This window comes from Blautia sp. AM23-13AC, from assembly GCF_003435675.1.
GTDB classification, from domain to species: Bacteria; Bacillota; Clostridia; order Lachnospirales; family Lachnospiraceae; genus Fusicatenibacter; species Fusicatenibacter saccharivorans.
Genome location: NZ_QTUL01000005.1, coordinates 193,295 through 214,063, shown reverse-complemented (window position 1 = coordinate 214,063; position 20,769 = coordinate 193,295). Strand labels below are relative to the sequence as shown.

Here is a 20,769-nt window from a genome sequence, read left to right as displayed (position 1 = left end):
AGAACTTTCGAGGATGTGTTTCATTGTTTAATTATCAAGGATCTTTGCCGTTCTCTCGATCAGCAACTCGTTTATTTTACCAAACTCTTTTGCTTTTGTCAAGAACTTTTTTCAACTTTTTTTCAAAGCCGAACGGAGAAGGAGGGATTTGAACCCTCGCGCCGCTATTAACGACCTACTCCCTTTCCAGGGGAGCCCCTTCAGCCAGCTTGGGTACTTCTCCATGTTTGCCTGATTCATAACCAGATATTCAGTTTACTGAGTTTTGAGCGGAGAGGGTGGGATTCGAACCCACGCGCCCTTTCGGACAAACGGTTTTCAAGACCGCCTCGTTATGACCGCTTCGATACCTCTCCGTGTGTGAATTCAAATCTCGGTAACTCCCGAAATCTTCTCAGTTTTTGGCTTGTCAGCTTTGCGTTTTTATCTCTCTCGCTCAGCGACATTCGTTATTATATCAGCAGTGTTTCAGAATGTCAACCACTTTTTTGAATTTTTTTTACATTTTTTTCAATTTCTTTTTCGTTTTCGCTGTTTTTCCCCGTTTTGCAATTCACACATTTATTTTTATCTATTTATAGTTTGCTTTCTGTATTTTACTTTTTCTATTTTTCTGCCAGAAAGCTCTCTGCAACGAGCAGATCCTCCGGTGTTGTGATTTTTATATTTTCATAGCCGCCTTTTACCATCACTGATGCGATTCCCATCTCCTTCTCCACAACCATGGCATCGTCGGTGATTCCTTCTGTGGAATGCTGCATCAGTTTTTCGAATGCCGGAAGCAGAAGCTCTGCTGCAAAGGCCTGCGGGGTCTGTGCCTGCCATACGAGATCTCTTCGCGGGCTTTCCCTGATTTTTCCGTTTTCATCGGTAAGTTTGATGGTATCCTTGACCGGCATGCCAAGGACACAGGCTTTTTCTTCTTTCACACATGCACAGAGACGTTCCAGCATCTCCTGGTTTAAAAACGGGCGGGCGCCATCGTGAATCAGAACGTAATCGGTCTTCTGCTCCTGTTCGCTTTCCAGACTTTTCAGCGTCTGCAGTGCTTTCCAGACAGATTCATACCGTTCCCTTCCGCCTGCGCATACGGAAACAGTTTTCTTAATTCCATATTTTTCGATAATCTCTTTCTGACAGTATTCTATTTTATCCGCACCTGTCACAAGAATGATCTGGTCAATCTCCGGCGAATGTTCAAAAACCTCCAGAGCGTAAACCACGACTGGTTTTCCTCCGATTTCCAGAAACTGTTTTGCTACGCTTCCGCCCATCCGGGTTCCCTTTCCGGCTGCCAGGACAACCGCAGTGTATTTTTCTTTCTTCTCGCTCATCTTTTCCTCCGTTTTCTACAAATGCAAAAACTCCGCAGCAGATCTCTCTTCTCCATTCTGCTGCGGAAGTTTCTTTTTCTTATCGTTCTCCAAGCTTCAGGTTCGGTACGGCATTCAGGTCCCAGCCGTGGCGGGTTCCCTTCTGGTACTCGTAGTAAGCTGCCACACCGATCATGGCCGCATTGTCGGTACAGAAGATCGGGGACGGACGGTAAAAGCGGATGCCCTCTTTTTCACATGCTGCTTCCATCGCCGCGCGGAGTGCCCCGTTCGATGCAACGCCGCCGGCGATCGCCAGACGGTCCATATGGTAATCTTTGGCCGCACGGATGGCATTATCCACCAGAACGTCCACAACGGCCTGCTGGAAGGACGCAGCGATGTCTGCTTCGACAATTGGTTCGCCTGTCATCCGGCATTTGTTCAGATGGTTTAAAACGGCAGATTTTACGCCGCTGAAGCTGAAGTCATACGGCGCATCCTCCACGTGGGCACGCGGGAAGTCGATGGCGTGCGGGTTTCCTTCTTTTGCCAGCTTGTCGATCTTCGGTCCGCCCGGATAGCCGAGTCCGATGGCACGGGCTACCTTATCGAAGGCTTCTCCGGCTGCGTCGTCTCTCGTTCTTCCGAGGATTTCGAAAGAACCGTAATCTTTTACAATGACAAGATGGGTATGTCCTCCGGAGATGATTTCACACAGGAACGGCGGCTCCAGATCCGGGTGTTCGATATAGTTCGCCGAGACGTGGCCTTCAATATGGTGAACGCCGACCAGCGGTTTCTTTTTTGCATAGGCGATCGCTTTTGCCTCTGCCACGCCGACGAGAAGTGCGCCGACAAGGCCAGGGCCGTACGTAACACCGATCGCATCGATATCATCCAGAGTGACATCGGCTTCTTTTAAGGCCGCTTCTACAACCTGGTTGATTTTTTCAATATGTTTTCTGGATGCAATTTCCGGCACAACGCCGCCATACAGGGTATGGATGGCGATCTGGGATGAAATAATGTTAGACAGCACACATCTTCCGTTTTTCACGACGGAGGCTGCGGTTTCATCGCAGGAGCTCTCAATTGCAAGAATCAGGGTATCTTTTTCACTCATTTTTCGTTTCCTCTTCAAATAACAGTTCTACTGATCTTCCGTCTTTTCCAAGCTCTGCGGCCGGGAAAATCTTCTGTACCTCATCCATGTACCGCTGCGGGCCGACGAGCGACGGGGAAAAGTGGGTCAGCCACATTTCGGCAACCCCGGCATCTTTTGCCAGTTTTGCCGCCTCGTAGAAGGTCATATGCTTAAATTCTTTTGCTTTTGCCTGTTTTTCCGGCTCGCCGTACATTCCCTCGCAGATAAAAAGGTCGGAGCCTTTCGCATGTTCGGAGATCGACGGAATCGGGCGGGTATCGGTGCAGTAGGTCACCTTCAGTCCCTTTCTGGCAGGGCCGAGGACCATATCCGGCGTATACGTCTTTCCATCCAGGGTGACAGTCTCGCCTTTCTGCAGCGGATTCCAGCATTTAATCGGAATTTCCTGTGCTTTAGCGCGCTCCACATCGAATTTTCCCTTGCGGGAGATCTCCAGCGAATAGCCGTAGCAGGTGATATTGTGCTGCACGCGGAAGGCTGTGATTTTGTAGCCGTTCATCTCGATCACTTCCTCCGGCGCTGTCACCTCGTGAAATACAATCGGGAACGGCAGCTCCGGGCAGATGACGCGCAGCGAATTGACGACGCGCTCCAGGCCTTTTGGGCCGATCATGGTCAGCGGGTCTCTCCGGTCAGTGTTTCCCATCGTCAGGAGAAGTCCTGGAAGGCCGCTGATGTGGTCTGCGTGGTAATGGGTGAAGCAGATGGCATCAATCGGCTTAAAGGTCCAGCCTTTTTCCTTGATGGCAACCTGGGTTCCCTCGCCGCAGTCGATCAGAAGGCTGCTTCCGTTGTATCGGGTCATCAGGGCGGTCAGGCGTCTGCCTGGCAGAGGCATCATACCGCCTGTTCCCAGTAAACATACATCTAACACGTTTTTCCTCCATATTCTATCCGGCTTTTTTGAAAGCCGGTCAGGTATTTTACGTTGAAAAAGCGTGTCCAAAACGGTTTGTTTCAGACACGCTCTCATCTTAACACAGTTTTTTCAAACACGCAATGACGCGGGTTTTATTTATTTGCTGTCATGACAGCTTCCTTCATCATGCGGACATACGTATAGATGTGCTGCTCCGCATGAGTGCCGTACTTCGCAATCATTTTGACGATAGCGCTTCCTACGATGACACCGTCCGCAATTTTTGCAATGTTGGCCGCCTGATCGGTCGTGTTGATGCCGAAGCCTACGGCTACCGGAATATCGGTTACTTTGCGGATTGCGGCGATCATGGAATCGAGGTCTGTCTTGATCTCGCTTCTGACACCGGTAACGCCCAGAGACGATACGAGGTAGATAAAACCTTCGGCATCTGCGGCAATTTTCTGGATGCGCTGCTCAGATGTCGGCGCAATCAGGGAAATGACATCTACCTGATGGCTGCGCGCAATATCGTTTAATTCGCCTTTTTCCTCATACGGCATATCCGGGATGATGATGCCGTTGATGCCGACTTCCTCGCATTTTGTAAAGAACGGCTCGTATCCGTAATGGAACACCGGGTTTAAGTAGGTCATAAACACCAGCGGAATGTCTGTTTTTCTGCGCACGGAGGCTACCATATCGAAAATTTTATCGGTGGTAGTTCCGGCTTTTAAGGAACGGAGGTCTGCCTCCTGGATGACAACGCCCTCGGCGATCGGATCGGAAAACGGGATTCCGATCTCGATCAGGTCTGCGCCTGCTTTTTCGAGCTCCAGAATATAATTCTCTGTTTTTTCAATGTTCGGGTCTCCGGCTGTCAGAAACGGAATGAATGCTTTGCTGTTTGAAAATGCTTCTGTTACTTTACTCATGAAGGTCCCTCCCTCTGTATCTTGCAATGGCTGCTACGTCTTTGTCTCCGCGTCCGGACAGGCAGATGATGATGGAGTCTTCCGGATCAAATTCTTTTGCGATCTTCATCGCATGGGCTACTGCATGGGCACTCTCGATCGCACAGATGATACCCTCGGTTCTTGCGAGGTATTCAAAAGCTTCTACTGCCTCATCGTCCGTTACCGGAACGTATTCGGCGCGGCCGATGTCATGCAGATATGCATGCTCCGGTCCAATGCCCGGGTAGTCAAGGCCTGCGGAAATCGAGTAAACCGGTGCGATCTGACCATATTTATCCTGGCAGAAGTAGGATTTCATACCGTGGAAGACGCCGAGTGTTCCGGTTGCAATGGTTGCTGCAGTCTCTGCGGTGTTGACGCCGCGTCCTGCTGCCTCGCATCCAATCAGGCGGACATTTTTGTCATTGATGAAGTTATAGAACATACCCATCGCATTGCTTCCGCCGCCGACGCATGCCATGACGGCTTTCGGGAGTTTTCCTTCTTTTTCGAGGATCTGCTCTCTTGCCTCTTTGCTGATGACAGCCTGGAAATCGCGGACGATGGTCGGGAACGGATGCGGGCCCATAACGGAACCGAGAACGTAGTGGGTGTCATCGACACGTGATACCCACTCGCGCATCGCCTCATTGACGGCATCTTTTAAGGTCATAGTTCCGGTAGTAACGGCATTTACTTTTGCACCGAGAAGCTCCATCCGGTATACATTGAGGGCCTGACGGTCGGTGTCTTCTTTTCCCATGAAGATCTCACACTCAAGTCCCATCAGCGCTGCTGCCGTTGCGGTTGCCACACCGTGCTGGCCGGCTCCGGTCTCTGCGATGACACGGGTTTTTCCCATTCTTTTTGCGAGGAGGCACTGTCCGAGCACGTTGTTGATTTTGTGGGCTCCGGTGTGGTTCAGATCCTCTCGTTTGAGGTAAATTTTTGCTCCGCCGAGATCCTTTGTCATTTTCTCTGCGTAGTAGAGAAGGGACGGGCGGCCCGCGTAATTTTTCAGCAGGTCATCGAGTTCCTGGCAGAACTCCGGATCGTTTTTATAATAATTGTACTGTTTTTCCAAATTGATAATTTCATTCATCAGAGTTTCCGGTATGTACTGGCCTCCGTGAATACCAAATCTTCCGTCAGACATGTCTTATCCTCCTTATGCATTCTGTGATTTTTTTCGGGTCCTTTACGCCGTCTGTCTCGACACCGCTGCTGATGTCGACGGCGAAGGGATGTGTCTGTAAAATCGCCTGTTCCACATTTTCGGCGTTCAGGCCTCCCGCAAGGAAATACGGGCGTTCCATGTTTCTGATCAGTGACCAGTCGAACGATTCGCCGGTACCGCCTTTTCCGTGGTCGAGAAGGATGTAATCGGCGCTGCTTTTTTTCGCCTTTTCGACGTCCTCCCTGGTTTTGATGGAAAATGCCTTGATCAGTTCCCCGCCGGTGCGGAACCGGAGCGAATGGATATATTCTTCACTCTCATTTCCGTGGAGCTGTGCCAGATCGATGACGCCCTCTTCGAGGTATCCTGCGACAATCGCCGGAAGCTCGTTCACAAAGACGCCGACCGCCTGGATTTCGGGATCCAGATAGCGCCGCAGCGTCACGGCATGTTCTTTTGTAATCTGTCTGCGGCTTTTTGCAAAGACAAAGCCGACATATTCGGGCTTCAGCTCATTCACCGCATCGATGTCTTCCAGCCGTGTGAGCCCGCAGATTTTGATTCTGGTCTGTTCTTCCATAACGTTTGACTCCCCGTGCGCTCTGTTTTGTTTCGCGCACTTACGTTACCACTTTAACACATTGAAGAGAGTTTTTCAAGCTCTGCTTTTTTGTTGCTGCTCCGCATCAGCGTTTCGCCGATCAGAACGGCATCGGTTTTATTCTGATACAGTCTTCCGACATCCTCCGGCGTTTTGATGCCGCTCTCGGATACGAAAACAATGTTTTCCGGGACAAGCTCCCGCAGCCGCTCACTGTTGTGGATATCGACCGTGAAATCTTTTAAGTTGCGGTTGTTGACACCGATGATCCTTGCTCCGGCGCGCATGGCCTGTGCAACCTCCGCCTCATCGTGGGCTTCCACAAGAGCGGAAAGGCCGAGGGAATGCGCTGTTTCCAGATATTCTTTTAAGGTTTCCTCCGGCAGCAGCGCACAGATCAGAAGGACAGCGGTGGCTCCGAGCACCTTTGCCTCGTAGATCATATAGGGATCCACGGTAAAATCTTTCCGTAGAACCGGGATGGATACGGTTTCTGCAATTTTTTTTAAGTAACGCTTGTCGCCTTTGAAGTATTCCGGCTCAGTCAGGCAGGAAATGGCGGAGGCACCGGCCGCTTCATATTCCTTTGCGATCTCCAGATAGGGGAAATCTTCTGCGATGATGCCCTTCGACGGGGAGGCTTTTTTTACCTCGCAGATAAAGGACATGCCCGGCTTTTTCAGCGTCTGTTCAAACGGGAATCCGGTGTCCGGGTTCATCGCCGTTGCTTTTTCTTTCATTTCTGCAAGAGAACACTTCTCTTTTTCTGCAGCGACACGTTTTCTTGTGGCTTCTGCAATCGTTTCCAGTATCATATGTTTATTCCTCTTCTGCCAATTTATTGGCGAGTGACACAAACTCTTCGAGTTTTTTCTGTGCTTTTCCGCTGTCGATCAGCTCCTCTGCCAGTTTTACAGCGTCCTGCATCGGGATTTCTTTTGCTACATGAAGGGCTGCGGCGGCATTCAGGACAACAGCGTCTCTTGCCGGGCCTTTCTTTCCTGCAAGAATTTCTTTCGTAATTTCAGCATTCTCCTGCGGGGTTCCGCCGACCAGCTCTTCTTTGGTACAGCGGGTCATGCCGAACTCTTCCGGTGTGATGACGTATTCCTCAAACGTTCCGTCCTTGATCTCGCAGACGCTTGTCGGTGCGCTTAAGGAAATTTCATCGAGGCAGTCCTGGCCGTAGACAACCATGCCGCGTTTGACACCAAGATTGGAGAGAACTTCTGCCATCGGGCGGACAAGTGCTTCCTCGTAGACACCCATCACCTGCATCGTGGCTGCTGCCGGGTTGGTCAGCGGTCCGAGGATGTTGAAAATGGTTCGGATGCCGAGCATCTTGCGGACCGGTGCCACGTATTTCATGGACATGTGGTATTTCTGTGCGAACAGGAAACAGATTCCAAGTTTTTCCAGAACTTCTTTGTTTTTCTCCGGCTCCAGGTCGATTTTGACGCCGAGCGCTTCGAGACAGTCGGCTGCGCCGGATTTGCTCGATGCGGCGCGGTTTCCGTGTTTTGCAACTGCGACGCCGCCTGCAGAGATCACAAGGGATGCTGTTGTGGAGATGTTGAAGGAATTGGATTTATCTCCGCCGGTTCCGACGATTTCCAGAACATCCTTGTTATGTTCCATGGGAACACCGTGCTTTCTCATGCCGTTGGCACATGCGGTGATCTCTTCGATTGTCTCGCCTTTCATCGTCATGGCAGTTAAAAATGCGCTGATCTGGATCGGATCGGCTTTTCCTCCCATGATTTCATCCATGGCGCCCTTTGCCATCTCGTAGGTTAAGTTCTCTTTATTTACCAGTTTTACAATCGCTTCCCGAATCATATTCTGTTCCTCTCTTTCTTGGCTGTCCTGTGATCTATCTTGTAATTTTTAAGAAGTTTTCTACCATCTGTCTGCCCTGCGGGGTCAGAATGGATTCCGGATGAAACTGGACTCCGTAGATCTTTTTCTCACTGTCCTCGACTGCCATGACCTCGCCGTCTGCAGTTCTTGCCGTTACCTTTAAGGTTTCCGGCAGTGTCGCTTCATCAGCTGCGAGGGAATGGTATCTTGCAACCGGAACGGTTTCCGGCAGCCCCTGGAATAATTCCGAGGTAAGATCCAGCGTTGTCTCGGACTGTTTGCCGTGCATCAGCTGTTTCGCATAGGTGATGGTCGCGCCGTACGCGGCACAGATTGCCTGATGGCCGAGGCAGACACCGAGGATCGGGATCTCGCCGCCTAATTTTTCTACAATCTCCATGCATCGGCCTGCCTGCTCCGGACGGCCCGGTCCGGGAGATAAAATGATGGATGCCGGTGCCAGTGCGCAGATTTCGTCGATCGTCATCTCGTCGTTCCGGATGACCTTCATGTCCGGATTGATCGAACCGGCGAGCTGATACAGGTTATAGGAAAAACTGTCATAATTATCTACCAGCAGTATCATAAGTTGCTTCCTCCTTCTGCCTCTGCAAGTGCGACCATCACGGCCTTTGCTTTGTTGATGCATTCCTGATGCTCTTTTTCCGGTACGCTGTCGGCTACAATGCCGGCGCCGGAGCGGACGAACACTTTTCCGTTTTTCTTAAACGCAAGCCGGATTGCAATGCAGGTGTCCATATTTCCGGTGAAATCCAGATAGCCGATCGCACCGCCGTAAATGCCGCGCTTGTTGTTTTCCAGCTCGTTGATGATCTGGCAGGCACGGAGCTTTGGTGCACCGGAGAGGGTTCCGGCCGGGAGAACGGAATCGATGGCATCGACTGCGGTCTTGTCTTTCCGAAGCTGTCCTTTTACAGTGGAACCGATGTGCATGACGTGGGAGTAACGCTCGATTGACATGTATTTTTCTACTTCCACGGTTCCGAAATCACAGATCTTTCCGAGATCGTTTCTTCCCAGATCAACCAGCATGTTGTGCTCGGCACGCTCTTTTTCATCGGCGAGGAGTTCTTTTTCCAGCCGCTGGTCTTCTTCATAGCTCTTTCCTCTCGGCCGCGTTCCGGCAAGCGGGAAGGTCCGGACCTCTCCGTCCTCGACTTTTACGAGAGTTTCCGGGGATGCACCGGCGATCTCGACATCATCACTCGAGAAGTAGAACATGTACGGCGACGGATTCGTCGTGCGGAGAACGCGGTACGTATCGAGGAGGCTTCCCTCAAAATCAGCTTCGAGCCGGTTGGAGAGAACGAGCTGGAAGAGGTCTCCCTCGTGGATATAATGTTTGACCTGCTCGACTTTCTCACAGTACGCTTTCTCATCGAAGAGCGGGCGGAACTCGGATTTCAGGTGGCCGGCTTTCGTCTCGGCCGGTTTTCCAAAGCGGATCAGCTCTTCCATTTTTTCGAGTTCCTGTACGGCTTTTACGTAATTTTCTTCGAGATTTTCGGTTTCGATATTAAGCATCAGTACGATTTTCTGACGGTAATTATCATAGGCGATGACCTTATCGAACAGCATCAGGTCGACATCTTTGAAATGTTCCTGATCTTCTGCGTCCAGCTTTAAGGTCGGCTCGCTGTACTTGATGTAATCGTAAGAGAAGTATCCGACGAGGCCGCCGGTGAAGGTCGGCAGTGTCGCGATCTTCGGACTTTTATTTTTCTCAATCAGGGTTTTGATGACGGCTCCCGGATGGGCTGTCTTTGCGGTCAGCCGGATCTGTCCGGTCGGAAGCTGTTCTTCGTGGCTTTCCGGAATATCTTCTACTTTTTTCATCTCTGCCGCAGCGGCGGTGATTGTCAGGTTTCCGTTGACACAGGTGAGTTCCAGCGACGGATCGTAGCCGAGAAAGGTGTATCTTCCCCACTGTTTTTTATCCTCCACGCTTTCGAGCATGTAGCAGTGGCTGCTGACGCCCTGCAGGACTTTCAGTGTTTCTACTGGTGTACGAATATCCGAATAAATTTCTCTGCTTACCGGGATTTTCTGAAAAGCTCCCGATGCGGCTGCTTTTGAAATTTCTTCTAACGTCATCTGTTTCATCTTGTTATCTCCTCTCCTTGTGTCTGCAAAGGCTGTCATCAACACTGGTCCTCAGAACCAATTTCTGATATACAAAAAACCGCCCCCGGCAAAGAATCACTTTGTTCTTTGCCAAGGGCGGGTATATTTTTATACTCGTGGTGCCACCTTGTTTTGCGATTGCTCACACGCTCTGCAGAATACGATCATATTCCTGGCAACTAACGTATGCCTGCACGTTACAGAATACTCAGACGGTTTCCCGCTTTTCCCTGTACCCTCCGTGGTCCATTTGCTGATCCGCTTTCTGTCCGGCTTCCACCTGCCCGGGCTCTCTGTGAGTGCGCTTCCAACGTTATCTCCACTTCATCGGTTTCAAAGTATTTATTTTTTCTTATGGGCTGTATTATAGTCCCATTCTTTTTTGCTGTCAAGTAATTTTTTCGCTCTTTTTGTTCAAAGTCCGGTATTTTTATGATATTCCCGTGTCCACGCCGCAAGAGCTTCGTCCAGATCGCGCGGGAGCTCGACCTGCATTGCCTCGGTGATCTGGCGGTCCATCTCCCGTTTCGTCTCGGCATCCACTTTCCGCTCGGTGCACATCTGCTCATAGGCGTCCTGTCCTTTGCTCATGTAGACCGCAAACAGCCAGCTCTTTAACGATGCTTTCGTGTGCAGCTCTTCATTTGCTTTCTGAAAGCACGTAAGTGCTTCATTCATCTGGAACAGACTTGCGTAGGCACAGCCCATGTTGTTGTAAATACTTCCGGTGAACTGGCTTCCCATGTTGGTTTCGTTTTCCTCGGTATCTTTCAGCGTTTCCTGGTAAACCTGGATCGCATTGATATATTTTTCGTGGTCGACAAGGTAGTCTCCCTTGATTTTTTTCCGCACAATCTCCGGCTGCTCCTCGAACCGTTTCAGGCGCTCATTCATCTCACGGAACTGATCGTGAGAAAGATAATTGATCTCCTTGAAGATCGGCAGGATAAACTCACCGATGTTCTTTTTCTCCTCCAGAAGGACGTAGAGACGCTGGTACAGTCTTCTTAAGTGGAGTTCTTCTTTCATCCACACCAGCAGCTGCTCGTTAATGATGGTCTCGTCCAGCAGATAGATGTTGTGGTACAGATAATAGCACAGTTCCTCGATGGAATAAATATTTGTGCTGATGTTGGAAATATAATACGGATTTTTCGCCCGTTTGACCTGACATAAAATATAACCGCTCATCGTTTACACCTCCCCCATCGTCTCGTGCCAGGTTTTGTGGCTTGCCTGGAACATATCGCCAAACCCCAAATCCTCTGCGGTGATCTGACACGTAACCGGAGAATCATACTCCAGACGCAGACGGATCCGTGTTGTCTTCGGCGGCCGTTTGGGCAGCCCGTCCAGCTTCATGGTATAGCGGTTTCGTTTTCCGCTTTCCATGGAGCTCACAACAAATTCCAGCTCCTCCGTTCCGTCGAGGATCAGCTCACATTCTTTTTCTGCTTCATACCAGTTCACACCGGCTGCAATCAGCGCATAGTATGCCGGAGAACCATTGATCGTCATCTCCATGCCGATGTTGTAGCGCACGAGGTCATTTCCGAGGAAGAGATAGCCCTTTAAGCGGCGCTCCTCCACTTTTTCGCGCGCGGAAAAGCAGGCGCCCTGTGCAAACAGGTTCGTTCCGCCGAAGATTCTTCTCTGGTTTTTCTTTAACTGACGCAGAGAGTTGTCGGCCCAGGCAAGGTCGAACTCCTCGCTCACCAGAAATACGCTGGAATAAATTTCATTCCCCATCGCTTCTCCCATCAGATGGCAGAAATCGCGGTCGCGCTCCATCGGCTCGATCGAAAGTGCGGCTTTTGGCCCCCGTTTTACGGTCACAGTTGCCGGCTTCGTTTTACGGCTGATGGAAAGTTCAGAAAACGACGCTTCCTCATCTTTCAGGAAAAACAGACCGACTTTACGGCTCCAGAGCTCCGGCTTCTGGTTCAGCACATGGCAGTAAAAGCTCTCGTCATGCTCCTGCAGGTAGGCTCTGCCGCGCGGCAGTCCGATTATCTTGTATGCCTCACGCACATTTTCCACAAATGGACGGGTCAGATGGCCCGTGGTGATCATCATCGCCTGGATCTGCTGGTCCGGACGCTCGATGCCGATCATCTTCAGAGCTTCGCGAAGGAACGTGCCAAGGACTTCTCCCGGCGTGTAATCCCGGTTTTCGATCTGGCAGATGCGGGATCCCATGCAGATCTCGTACAGATTGTCCAGCCAGATGCCGTTTTCCGCGTGAGCAGATTTTTCTGCATCCGGTCCTGTTTTCCACGTTTCCTCATTCCGTTTTTTGGCAATGGCGGTCGGAAATTCCACCGCCTCTTCCCCTTCTTTTACCGGGATGGAGACAGCCGTATGGGTTCCCCTGTCATAGCAGCAGAACTGGGAATATTTCTCTCCAAAATCAAATCCTAAAATCAAATTTTTCTGTTCCATGTCGTATCCTCCTGCTGCTTCTTTTCCTCCACAAGTGCAAAACAGTTCCGAACCAGAGCCTCCTGCTGCAGATACTTTCGGAATGCTTCTTCTGCTTTTTCCGAATCTCCTGCCGCGCGCGCTGCTTTCATCTGATTCAGAAGCTGGTACCGCGTCCTTCCTGCTTTTGGTTCGCCGGTCATGGAGACGGTTTTCACCTCTGTTTTTCCCTCACCCTGACGGTTCGTAAAGGTCAGGTAATACTCCATTTTCTCGCCGTAGAACAGCAGAAACTCTTTCACAAAAATGCCCTGATACATATTGCGCATCGGTTCGCTCTTCCATGTTTCTTCGGCGTTTGTCCGGTAATGAATCGTCACCTTTGCCTCCGCTCTCTGGCGCTCCTCGATGAACATGCGGTCGCCGATCTGGAAGCCTTCGGTCAGGTGCTCCGGCAGATCCTTGTAGAAGGCAAAGCGGAGTCCCTGTTTCGTAAACGCCAGAAGCAGGGTATGCGCCTCTTTTTCTTCCTCCTCAGAAAGCTGCGGCTTCGTGGAAAGATGTTTCAGCATCGCAAAACGGCAGATCTCGTCCAGCTCCCAGCCCTGTTTCCAGGCGCGGTCCAAGTAGTCAAACATCTGATCCGAAAGCTGTTTTCCGTCCATAAAATAGCCGATCGCAAGATACGTCAGGTATGCCAGAATGACATGCTCTTTTCCGCTCTGGCGGATGTAGCTCTCCAGCATTTCCTGCTCCCACTTCGGGTGGCTGCGCACAAAGACGGACCAGGTCAGAATGCGCTCCTCCAGCTTGTCGCTCTCCATCTGAAAGCCGCGGATTTTATCCCATAAACTGCACATATCCTCAATAGAACCGGTGAAATAATCTCTCAGATAGCACAATACAATTTCATCGTAAATGCCCTGTTTTACCACGTAGGATGCCAGATAGAGAAGCTCCTCGTCCTCTGTAAACTCTTTTTCCAGAATCATCGCATGCGCCAGACGGAAGAGACACGACACCGGAATCTTCTCGTAGCCGTAACGATCTGTCAGGGCAAAGGCGCGGCTGTAACGGCCATAGCGCACCAGAAGCTCAATCGTAGAAATACGGTCCACCTTTGCATAAGCGCTATCCTCCAGCTCTGCAACAGCTGCCTCGGTCTCGCGCTCATCCGGATGGGCAAGATAATATTCCAGCAATTTCTGACGCACTGTTTTCCGGTAAGCACTGGAAAATGCGCTCGTGCGCGCTGCCTGCTGATACCAGGCAAGATTTTCTGCGGTAAGCTGCATCTCCTCTTCCTGCTCCCCGCACAGGTGTAGCAGCAGACCCGGATTTTCAATGGCAAAACCGCCGCAGGCACGGGCAAGCTCTTTATCCATAAACAATGGCTCTACGCGGCAGGTTTCTGTCACCGCATATCTTCTGCGCTGCTCATCTTCGAGAAGAATCCGCGCTTTTTTGCCGTACAGACGGATATAAGCACCCCGTTCCGTCATCGGATAGGATGTTTCGCCCGCCATCGCCGGATGGCAGACGATCACACGCGTGATTTTCGGATTTTCACACGTTACATGATGGGTAAACAGCACATTTGCGATCGCTTTTGCGCTGTCGGGATCTTCCGGTTTTTTCAGAAAAGTCCGGTACAGTGCGGCGTATTCGCGGTTCATGCGGCCTTTCTGGATCTGTCTTGCCGTGAAAACCTCCATCGCCGGGCGGTAGCTCTGGAATGTATGGCGGTCTTTTTCGCGGTTTTTGATCACGTTGGCGTAGATCAGCGCTTTCTTCTGGCCTGCCAGTGTGTTGCTGTAGGAGAAATACATCCGGATGACCTGCGGAAGAACCTCGTCGAACGACGCATCCATCGTTTCGATATAGTACTCGTACAGGCGCGTGATGCGGATGTTCCGCTCCACGGCTTTTGCATACCACGTGAAATATTCCTTCCGCACCGGGCGGCCCTTCATTACCAGTTTGCAGATGGCTTCGAGCACTTCATCGGATGGAAAACGCTCATAGCCCGCAGTCAGAATCTGATAGACATTCTCATCGAACGTTTTCATCGTCTCTGTAAGATAAGCGGCCCGTTTTAACAGTTCCCCGCTTAAAATGCCTTCTTTCTGCGCAAATTTCAGCACCTGAACGGTGAACGGCGAAATCCGGCGGAGCTGTCCCTCCTGGCGGAGATAGAGCTGTGCCGCATCCAGATACAGAAGCGGGCTCTTGCACCCGCACTCATAGCAAAGTTCCATCGCGTAGAGCTGACGGGTCAGCGACTGCTGCCAGGAATCGTCGGCATCAATGGCAAGCTTTAACAAAAAATAGCTTGCACTCTCCTGCCGCATCAGTGTTCCAAGGCGTGATACCAGCTCGGTATGGCCCACTTCCATTTTCAGCTTCCATGCCAGATACAGATACGCTCCTTTTTTCTCCGCGGTGTCCAGCAGTTCCTGATGCTCTTTTACGTAAGAAAGCGTTTCTCTTGCTTTTCCGGTTTCCTCATGGCTCTCGTACAGCCATGCTTTTCCCAGCGTCACCCACGCCATGTCTCCGCCGGCTTTTTCGAACTGCTCGATGGCCTCCCAGGTGTCCTGATACCAGGTACGGTAGTCGCGTTTATGGACTGCCAGATCGAGATAGCCGCGCGCGATGGCAGTTATCTGACGGTCGCGCTCCGTATTTTTCCTGCTGGTCACATGTTTTTCGCTGTTTGTCACTTCCAGTTCAAAGCGAAGCTCCTGTTTTCCCTGACGCACCGTAATTCTGCCGTAATGGCGGCCGTTTCCGATTTTCTCCTGATGGATAATGTATTCCACACCGTAGACGCTTCCGATGAAATCTTCTGAAGTGACGACTTTCTTTTCCACTTCCAGAAAGTCTCCCTGCACCTCGATTTCCATGCGGACGTAGCCCCAGGTATTTTTATACAGATACAGTGTTTCCTTGCGCGGCTGGTCCACGGTAAGCACAGTTTTCTCCGGCTGTTCCGCCGAAAGCATCACCGGCTCTTTCTGACCGAGGGCAACCAGAAATTCCTCCAGGTGCTGAAATGTCACCGGCTTGTGGGACAGTCCCTGATAAAGTGCCATCTGCTCCGGTGCCTCTTTCTGAAGAAGACGTGCAAACTCTTTTTTTACAAAGAAGCGGTACGCTGCGCCGAAATCATGGCTTGCCAGATGCACAAAATCTGCCAGGGAATGAATCTCCTGTCCGGAAATGTTCATTGTCTTTCCTGCAATCGAGACGTGTACCCGCACGCAGCGTTCCTCCAGATTGCTGCTGACGGTGATGTTTCCACAGATTTCATCGCCTGCTTTTAATCCGCTGGTATCCACGCCGTACTCAATCGTACTCGCCGTTCCCTGGAACTGATTTTTCGCCAGAACGATTCTCTGATGATCTGTGGTCACAATTCCTTTTACTCTTCTCCCGTCTTCCGCTCCGATATTCAGCTCTCCGCGGAAATTCTGCCCCTCGTCCAGCGTCAGGGCCACCTCCGTCTCGGACAGCAGCAGATGGGGAACCTCATATTCAAATCTGCCGTTCAGCAGTTGTTCCAATCTTCTTCTCAATGTTTTTCACCTTATTTTATCTAAATCGTTTTCGTTCTTTTCCACAACGTCTGATTATACCCCAAGACGCACGGGATTGCAACGGAAAGGGGACGCTCCTTTTAATAGTCGAACAGCGAAAACTGGTTGCTTTCGGGCAGATCTCCGAAGACACCGAGGTCCGCCATAAAGTCGATAATCGTCTTGCTGACCTTGGTGCGGTCGCGGAAATCATCTTTCGAGAGGAATTTTCCGTTTCGTGCCGCAAGGACAACGGCGTCGGCCGCCTTGTCGCCCAGACCCTCGATCGAGTCGAGCGCCGGCATCAGATGTTTGTCATCGTAGACCTGGAAGCGGTGCGCCTGTGCCTTATAGAGGTCCACCGGCACGAAATCGAAGCCGCGGGCGTACATTTCCTGGACAATCTTCATATCCTTGACAGTTGCCTGCTCCTTCTGAGTCAGCGTGTCTTTCCGTTTTTCGTAATCTTTCATATAATATTCCAGCCGGTCGCGTCCCATGCACATGAGCTCGTAGGAGAATGCGGACGCACGAATGGAGAAGTACGCCGCATAGTACGCCAGCGGATAGAAAATTTTATAGTAAGCGATGCGGTACGCCATCATGACGTACGCCGCCGCGTGGGCTTTCGGGAACATGTACTTGATCTTTTTACATGACCAGATGTACCAGTCCGGCACATCGTGGGCCTTCATCTCCTCTTCCCACTCCGGTTTTAAGCCCTTTCCTTTTCGCACACTCTCCATGATCGTAAAGGAAAGCTCACTTTCGAGTCCCTTGTCGATCAGGTAGATCATGATATCGTCCCGGGTACAGATGGCGGTGGAAATCGTCGCCTTGCCCTCCTCGATCAATGTCTGCGCATTGCCGAGCCATACGTCGGTTCCGTGCGACAGACCGGAGATACGGATCAGGTCAGAGAACGACTGCGGCTTCGTGTCCAGAAGCATCTGGATAACGAAATCGGTACCGAACTCCGGCACGCCAAGGCATCCAAGCGGGCAGCCGCCGATGTCCTCCGGCTTGATGCCGAGCGCCTCGGTGCTCTTGAACAGCGACATGACCTCCGGGTTATCGAGCGGAATCGTCTGCGCATCAAGGTGCGTGATATCCTCGAGCATACGGATCATGGTCGGATCATCGTGTCCGAGAATGTCGAGCTTTAAGAGGTTGGCATCAATGGAGTGGTAATCGAAATGGGTCGTAATGATGTCGGTTGTCATATCGTTCGCCGGATGCTGCACCGGGGTGAAGGAGTTGATGTCCTCACCGAACGGCAGAACGATGATACCGCCCGGGTGCTGGCCGGTGGTACGGCGGATGCCGGTGCATCCTTCCACGATCCGGTCGATCTCGCAGTTCCGTTTGTGCTGGCCGCGCTCTTCGTAATAGTTCTTCACGTAACCGAACGCTGTTTTATCCGCCAGCGTACCGATGGTTCCCGCACGGAACGTCTGACCGGCGCCGAAAATAACCTCTGTGTATTTGTGCGCCTTACTCTGGTAATCACCGGAAAAGTTCAGGTCGATATCCGGCTCTTTGTTTCCCTTGAATCCAAGGAACGTCTCGAACGGGATATCAAATCCCGCTTTTTTCAGCGGCTTGCCGCAGTTCGGGCAGACGGCGTCCGGCATATCGCATCCGGCACGGCCGACGTACTCTTTGACGCGCGGCGAATCGAACTCGCTGTAATGGCACGACTCGCAGTAGTAATGCGGGCTCAACGGGTTTACCTCCGTGATTCCCGCCATCGTCGCAACGAACGAGGAACCGACGGAACCACGCGATCCTACGAGGTAGCCGTCCTCGTTCGACTTCCACACTAGTTTCTGTGCGATGATGTACATAACGGCATATCCGTTGGAAATAATGGAGTTCAGCTCCCGTTCGAGGCGCGCGGAAACGATCTCCGGCAGCTCCTCGCCGTAGATTTCATGCGCGCGGTCGTAACAGATTCTCCGCAGTGTCTTGTCGGAATCCTCGATGACCGGCGGGAATTTTCCGGCACGGATCGGGGAGATTTTCTCGACAAGGTCGGAGATTTTGCGCGGATTGGTGATGACGACCTCCTCCGCTTTCTCACTTCCGAGATACGAAAACTCTTCAAGCATCTCCTCGGTGGTGCGCAGGAACAGCGGTGCCTGCTCATCCGCGTCGTCAAAACCTTTTCCGGTCATGATGATGCGGCGGTAGATCTCGTCCTGCGGATCCATGAAGTGGACGTCGCACGTTGCCACAACAGGCTTATGGAACTGCTCGCCAAGTTTGACGATGCGCCTGTTGATCTCCTTTAAATCCTCCTCGCTCTCTACGGCAGAAACGTCCTCTTTTTTGATCATGAACGCGTTGTTGCCGATCGGCTGGATTTCCAGATAATCGTAGAAGTCCACGAGACGCGCAATCGCCGCATCCGGTTCACCGCGCAGGATTGCCTGGTAGAGTTCGCCCGCCTCGCAGGCAGATCCGATCATCAGACCGTCCTGGTATTTCAGGTAGACGCTCTTTGGCAGCTTCGGCCGGCGGTTGTAGTATTTCAGGTGGGATTCCGACACGAGGCGGTACAGATTGACACGTCCCGTCTCGTTCTTTGCCAGAATGATCGCATGGTACGATGGAAGCTTGCGCACAGCCTCCTCCGATACTTTTCCCTGCGCATTCAGATCATCCAGAGTCAGAATATTGCGCTCCTCCAGCATTTTTACGAATTTCACGAAAATTTCCGCCGTACAGCCGGCATCGTCCACCGCACGGTGATGGTTTTCCAACGATACGCCGACCGCCTTCGCAACGGTATCCAGCTTGAAACGGTTCAGGCCCGGCAGCAGGAAACGCGCCATGGCGACGGTGTCCGCCGTTGTAAATTCCCGCTCGATCCCCTGCAGGACGCAGTTGTGCTCGATAAAGCTCATATCGAACGAAGCATTGTGGGCAACCATAACGGCTCCCTCACTGAACTCCAGGAATTTCGGCAGCACCGTTTCGATGTCCGGCGCGTCAAGAACCATGTTGTCGTTGATGCCGGTCAGATTCTCAATCCGGAACGGGATCGGGACTTTCGGATTGACGAAGGTGGAAAACTTATCGACAATCGCTCCGTTTTCCACACGGACGGCGCCGATCTCAATGATTTTGTTGACAACCGGGGAAAATCCCGTCGTCTCGATATCGAAAACAACGTAGCTTCCGTGGATGTCCTGTCCTTTGCTGTTGACAACGATATCTTTCAAGTCGTCGACGAGATAAGCCTCCATGCCGTAGATGACCTTGAACGGAGCCGAAACTTTTTTCAGCTCATCTTTTGTCGCATCCGGGTGCTCTGCCTGGTATTTTTTCCGGTAAGCGCCGTCGATCGCCTCGATCGCATGGTTTGCCTCCGGGAAGGACTGCACCACGCCGTGGTCGGTGATCGCGATCGCCGGATGGCCCCACTCGTAGGCACGCTGTACCAGACGGGCAGCATCGGTGACACCGTCCATATCGCTCATCTTTGTATGGCAGTGCAGCTCCACACGCTTCACCGGACTCGTATCCTGACGGCCGGTACGGAAATCGGTGATCTTCTTGATGCCCCAGACAGACATAACCGTCAGATCGTGGTCAAATGCATCAACCGTCGTTTTTCCTTTTACTTTAATGAACGCGCCTTTTTTGATCGCATCCTTTAATTCCGGCACTTCCGCGTTCTGGACGAAAATCTTGACGCCGATGGTATCTGTAAAGTCGGTGATCGTGAACATGAAAATCGTACGCTCATTCCGGATTTCGCGCATATCCACACTCTGGACTCTTCCTCGGATGACAACATCACCGATCTCATCGCCGATTTTCAGAATCTCCACGCTCTCATCCTCGAAATCTCTTCCGTACAGCACATCCGGATTGGAGGATTTGCGCGGCTGATTGTCCGCATTCCGGCCGAAACTGCCCTTGCCTTTTTTGAAGGAACCGCGTCCGCCGCCGGAAAAACCTTTTCCCCTTCCGCCGTCTGCTGCTTTTTCTTTTTTCGCCTCGCCGTCCTTGGCTGCTGCGGCTGCTTTTGGCTGTTCGCCTGCTGCTTCCGCCTGCTCTTCCATCCGGTTCTGCTCTTTTTCGCCGAGCATCTCACCGTAATGGGTATGCGCCAGAACGTGGCGCACTTCCTCCCGGATGCGGAGCTCGGAATTTCTCATGGCGCGGCTCTCGCCCTCCGGCTTTCTCATCTCGGTTTCCACGATCAGGTCGAAGCCGCACCGCTCACAGAAGATTTTCTCGAGAATGTGGACCAGCTCCTCCTCGCGCTCCTTTGCCACAACGGAATCCACGAGCACCAGGTGCATTTTGTTCGTCTCCGGGAAGGTAATCTCGGCAGTCGAAAACAGATGATTCAGAAAGACACTGTGGTTTTTCAGCTCGAGCAGGATACTCGGACGGTACACCTCCAGAAAGTTTTCCGGCGTATACTGGCGCGACAGATAGAACCGCTCAATAATCTTCACGCGCAGCGGCACGTTGGAAAAGAGCTGCTCCTCGATCTGGCGCTCCAGCTGATAAATATATTTTTTGTGAATCCACTGATGGCTGACCACATAGATCCGCAGCAGATCTTTTTTCTTATTGATCGATACCCGCGAAACCTCCACGGTATCGAGAAGCTCTGCCATGCCCCCTTCGATTCTCAAATCCGGAAATACTTCCTGAAACTGTTTTTCCAT

The 20,769-nt window shown here is 51.6% G+C and carries 14 protein-coding genes and 2 tRNA genes; all 16 read right to left on the bottom strand.

The window, feature by feature from the left end; translation table 11 throughout:
- Window positions 1-133: 133 nt before the first annotated feature.
- Window positions 134-223: transfer RNA gene (locus tag DW642_RS08380), tRNA-Ser, on the bottom strand.
- Window positions 224-270: 47 nt separating this feature from the next.
- Window positions 271-356, bottom strand: a tRNA-Ser gene (locus DW642_RS08375).
- A 249-nt stretch (window positions 357-605) separates the two neighbouring features.
- Window positions 606-1,334 carry a 2-C-methyl-D-erythritol 4-phosphate cytidylyltransferase gene (gene ispD, locus DW642_RS08370; RefSeq protein WP_117509883.1) on the bottom strand — a complete coding sequence of 243 codons (729 nt, stop codon included), beginning with the start codon at window positions 1,332-1,334 and terminating at the stop codon, window positions 606-608.
- 79 nt (window positions 1,335-1,413) lie between these two features.
- Window positions 1,414-2,439, bottom strand: a complete 1,026-nt coding sequence (tsaD, locus tag DW642_RS08365; RefSeq protein WP_117509882.1) for a tRNA (adenosine(37)-N6)-threonylcarbamoyltransferase complex transferase subunit TsaD — start codon at window positions 2,437-2,439, stop codon at window positions 1,414-1,416.
- On the bottom strand, window positions 2,432-3,355 hold the full coding sequence (locus DW642_RS08360; protein ID WP_117509881.1) for a ribonuclease Z: 924 nt from the start codon (window positions 3,353-3,355) through the stop codon (window positions 2,432-2,434). Before DW642_RS08360 ends, tsaD begins: the two co-directional genes overlap by 8 nt.
- A gap of 137 nt (window positions 3,356-3,492) precedes the next feature.
- Window positions 3,493-4,275, bottom strand: coding sequence for a tryptophan synthase subunit alpha (trpA, locus tag DW642_RS08355; RefSeq protein WP_117509880.1), 783 nt, complete (start codon window positions 4,273-4,275; stop codon window positions 3,493-3,495).
- Window positions 4,268-5,452, bottom strand: coding sequence for a tryptophan synthase subunit beta (trpB, locus tag DW642_RS08350; RefSeq protein WP_022462653.1), 1,185 nt, complete (start codon window positions 5,450-5,452; stop codon window positions 4,268-4,270). Before trpB ends, trpA begins: the two co-directional genes overlap by 8 nt.
- A complete protein-coding gene (locus DW642_RS08345; RefSeq protein WP_117509879.1) occupies window positions 5,445-6,053 on the bottom strand; it encodes a phosphoribosylanthranilate isomerase in 609 nt (202 codons plus the stop codon). Before DW642_RS08345 ends, trpB begins: the two co-directional genes overlap by 8 nt.
- 53 nt (window positions 6,054-6,106) lie before the next feature.
- Entirely contained in the window at window positions 6,107-6,889 is a 783-nt protein-coding gene (gene trpC / locus DW642_RS08340) for an indole-3-glycerol phosphate synthase TrpC (protein WP_055219907.1), read from the bottom strand.
- A 4-nt stretch (window positions 6,890-6,893) separates the two neighbouring features.
- Window positions 6,894-7,913, bottom strand: a complete 1,020-nt coding sequence (gene trpD, locus DW642_RS08335; RefSeq protein WP_117509878.1) for an anthranilate phosphoribosyltransferase — start codon at window positions 7,911-7,913, stop codon at window positions 6,894-6,896.
- Between the two features lie 34 nt (window positions 7,914-7,947).
- Window positions 7,948-8,520: an anthranilate synthase component II gene (locus DW642_RS08330; RefSeq protein ID WP_117509877.1), complete on the bottom strand. Its 573-nt coding sequence runs from the start codon at window positions 8,518-8,520 to the stop codon at window positions 7,948-7,950.
- A complete protein-coding gene (gene trpE / locus DW642_RS08325) occupies window positions 8,517-10,058 on the bottom strand; it encodes an anthranilate synthase component I (protein WP_117509876.1) in 1,542 nt (513 codons plus the stop codon). The genes DW642_RS08330 and trpE overlap by 4 nt, the downstream gene beginning before the upstream one ends.
- Window positions 10,059-10,493: 435 nt before the next feature.
- Window positions 10,494-11,270, bottom strand: a complete 777-nt coding sequence (locus DW642_RS08320; RefSeq protein ID WP_022462659.1) for a hypothetical protein — start codon at window positions 11,268-11,270, stop codon at window positions 10,494-10,496.
- Window positions 11,271-11,273: 3 nt separating this feature from the next.
- The gene (locus tag DW642_RS08315; protein WP_117509875.1) at window positions 11,274-12,521 is read right to left on the bottom strand and encodes a DUF5716 family protein; all 1,248 of its coding nucleotides are present in this window, start codon (window positions 12,519-12,521) and stop codon (window positions 11,274-11,276) included.
- Window positions 12,503-16,078, bottom strand: a complete 3,576-nt coding sequence (locus DW642_RS08310; protein ID WP_147326110.1) for a DUF5717 family protein — start codon at window positions 16,076-16,078, stop codon at window positions 12,503-12,505. Before DW642_RS08310 ends, DW642_RS08315 begins: the two co-directional genes overlap by 19 nt.
- A gap of 101 nt (window positions 16,079-16,179) precedes the next feature.
- Complete coding sequence (locus DW642_RS08305; RefSeq protein ID WP_117509873.1) at window positions 16,180-20,769, bottom strand: PolC-type DNA polymerase III; 4,590 nt, start codon at window positions 20,767-20,769, stop codon at window positions 16,180-16,182.

Excerpts from the sequence above, each read along its gene's own strand:
- DW642_RS08315 (WP_117509875.1), bottom strand. The coding sequence starts at position 12,521 with ATGGAACAGAAAAATTTGATTTTAGGATTTGATTTTGGAGAGAAATAT.
- trpB (WP_022462653.1), bottom strand. The coding sequence starts at position 5,452 with ATGTCTGACGGAAGATTTGGTATTCACGGAGGCCAGTACATACCGGAA.
- DW642_RS08320 (WP_022462659.1), bottom strand. The coding sequence starts at position 11,270 with ATGAGCGGTTATATTTTATGTCAGGTCAAACGGGCGAAAAATCCGTAT.
- DW642_RS08345 (WP_117509879.1), bottom strand. The coding sequence starts at position 6,053 with ATGGAAGAACAGACCAGAATCAAAATCTGCGGGCTCACACGGCTGGAA.
- DW642_RS08305 (WP_117509873.1), bottom strand. The coding sequence starts at position 20,769 with ATGGAAAAACAGTTTCAGGAAGTATTTCCGGATTTGAGAATCGAAGGG.
- ispD (WP_117509883.1), bottom strand. The coding sequence starts at position 1,334 with ATGAGCGAGAAGAAAGAAAAATACACTGCGGTTGTCCTGGCAGCCGGA.
- trpA (WP_117509880.1), bottom strand. The coding sequence starts at position 4,275 with ATGAGTAAAGTAACAGAAGCATTTTCAAACAGCAAAGCATTCATTCCG.
- trpC (WP_055219907.1), bottom strand. The coding sequence starts at position 6,889 with ATGATACTGGAAACGATTGCAGAAGCCACAAGAAAACGTGTCGCTGCA.
- tsaD (WP_117509882.1), bottom strand. The coding sequence starts at position 2,439 with ATGAGTGAAAAAGATACCCTGATTCTTGCAATTGAGAGCTCCTGCGAT.
- DW642_RS08330 (WP_117509877.1), bottom strand. The coding sequence starts at position 8,520 with ATGATACTGCTGGTAGATAATTATGACAGTTTTTCCTATAACCTGTAT.
- trpD (WP_117509878.1), bottom strand. The coding sequence starts at position 7,913 with ATGATTCGGGAAGCGATTGTAAAACTGGTAAATAAAGAGAACTTAACC.
- trpE (WP_117509876.1), bottom strand. The coding sequence starts at position 10,058 with ATGAAACAGATGACGTTAGAAGAAATTTCAAAAGCAGCCGCATCGGGA.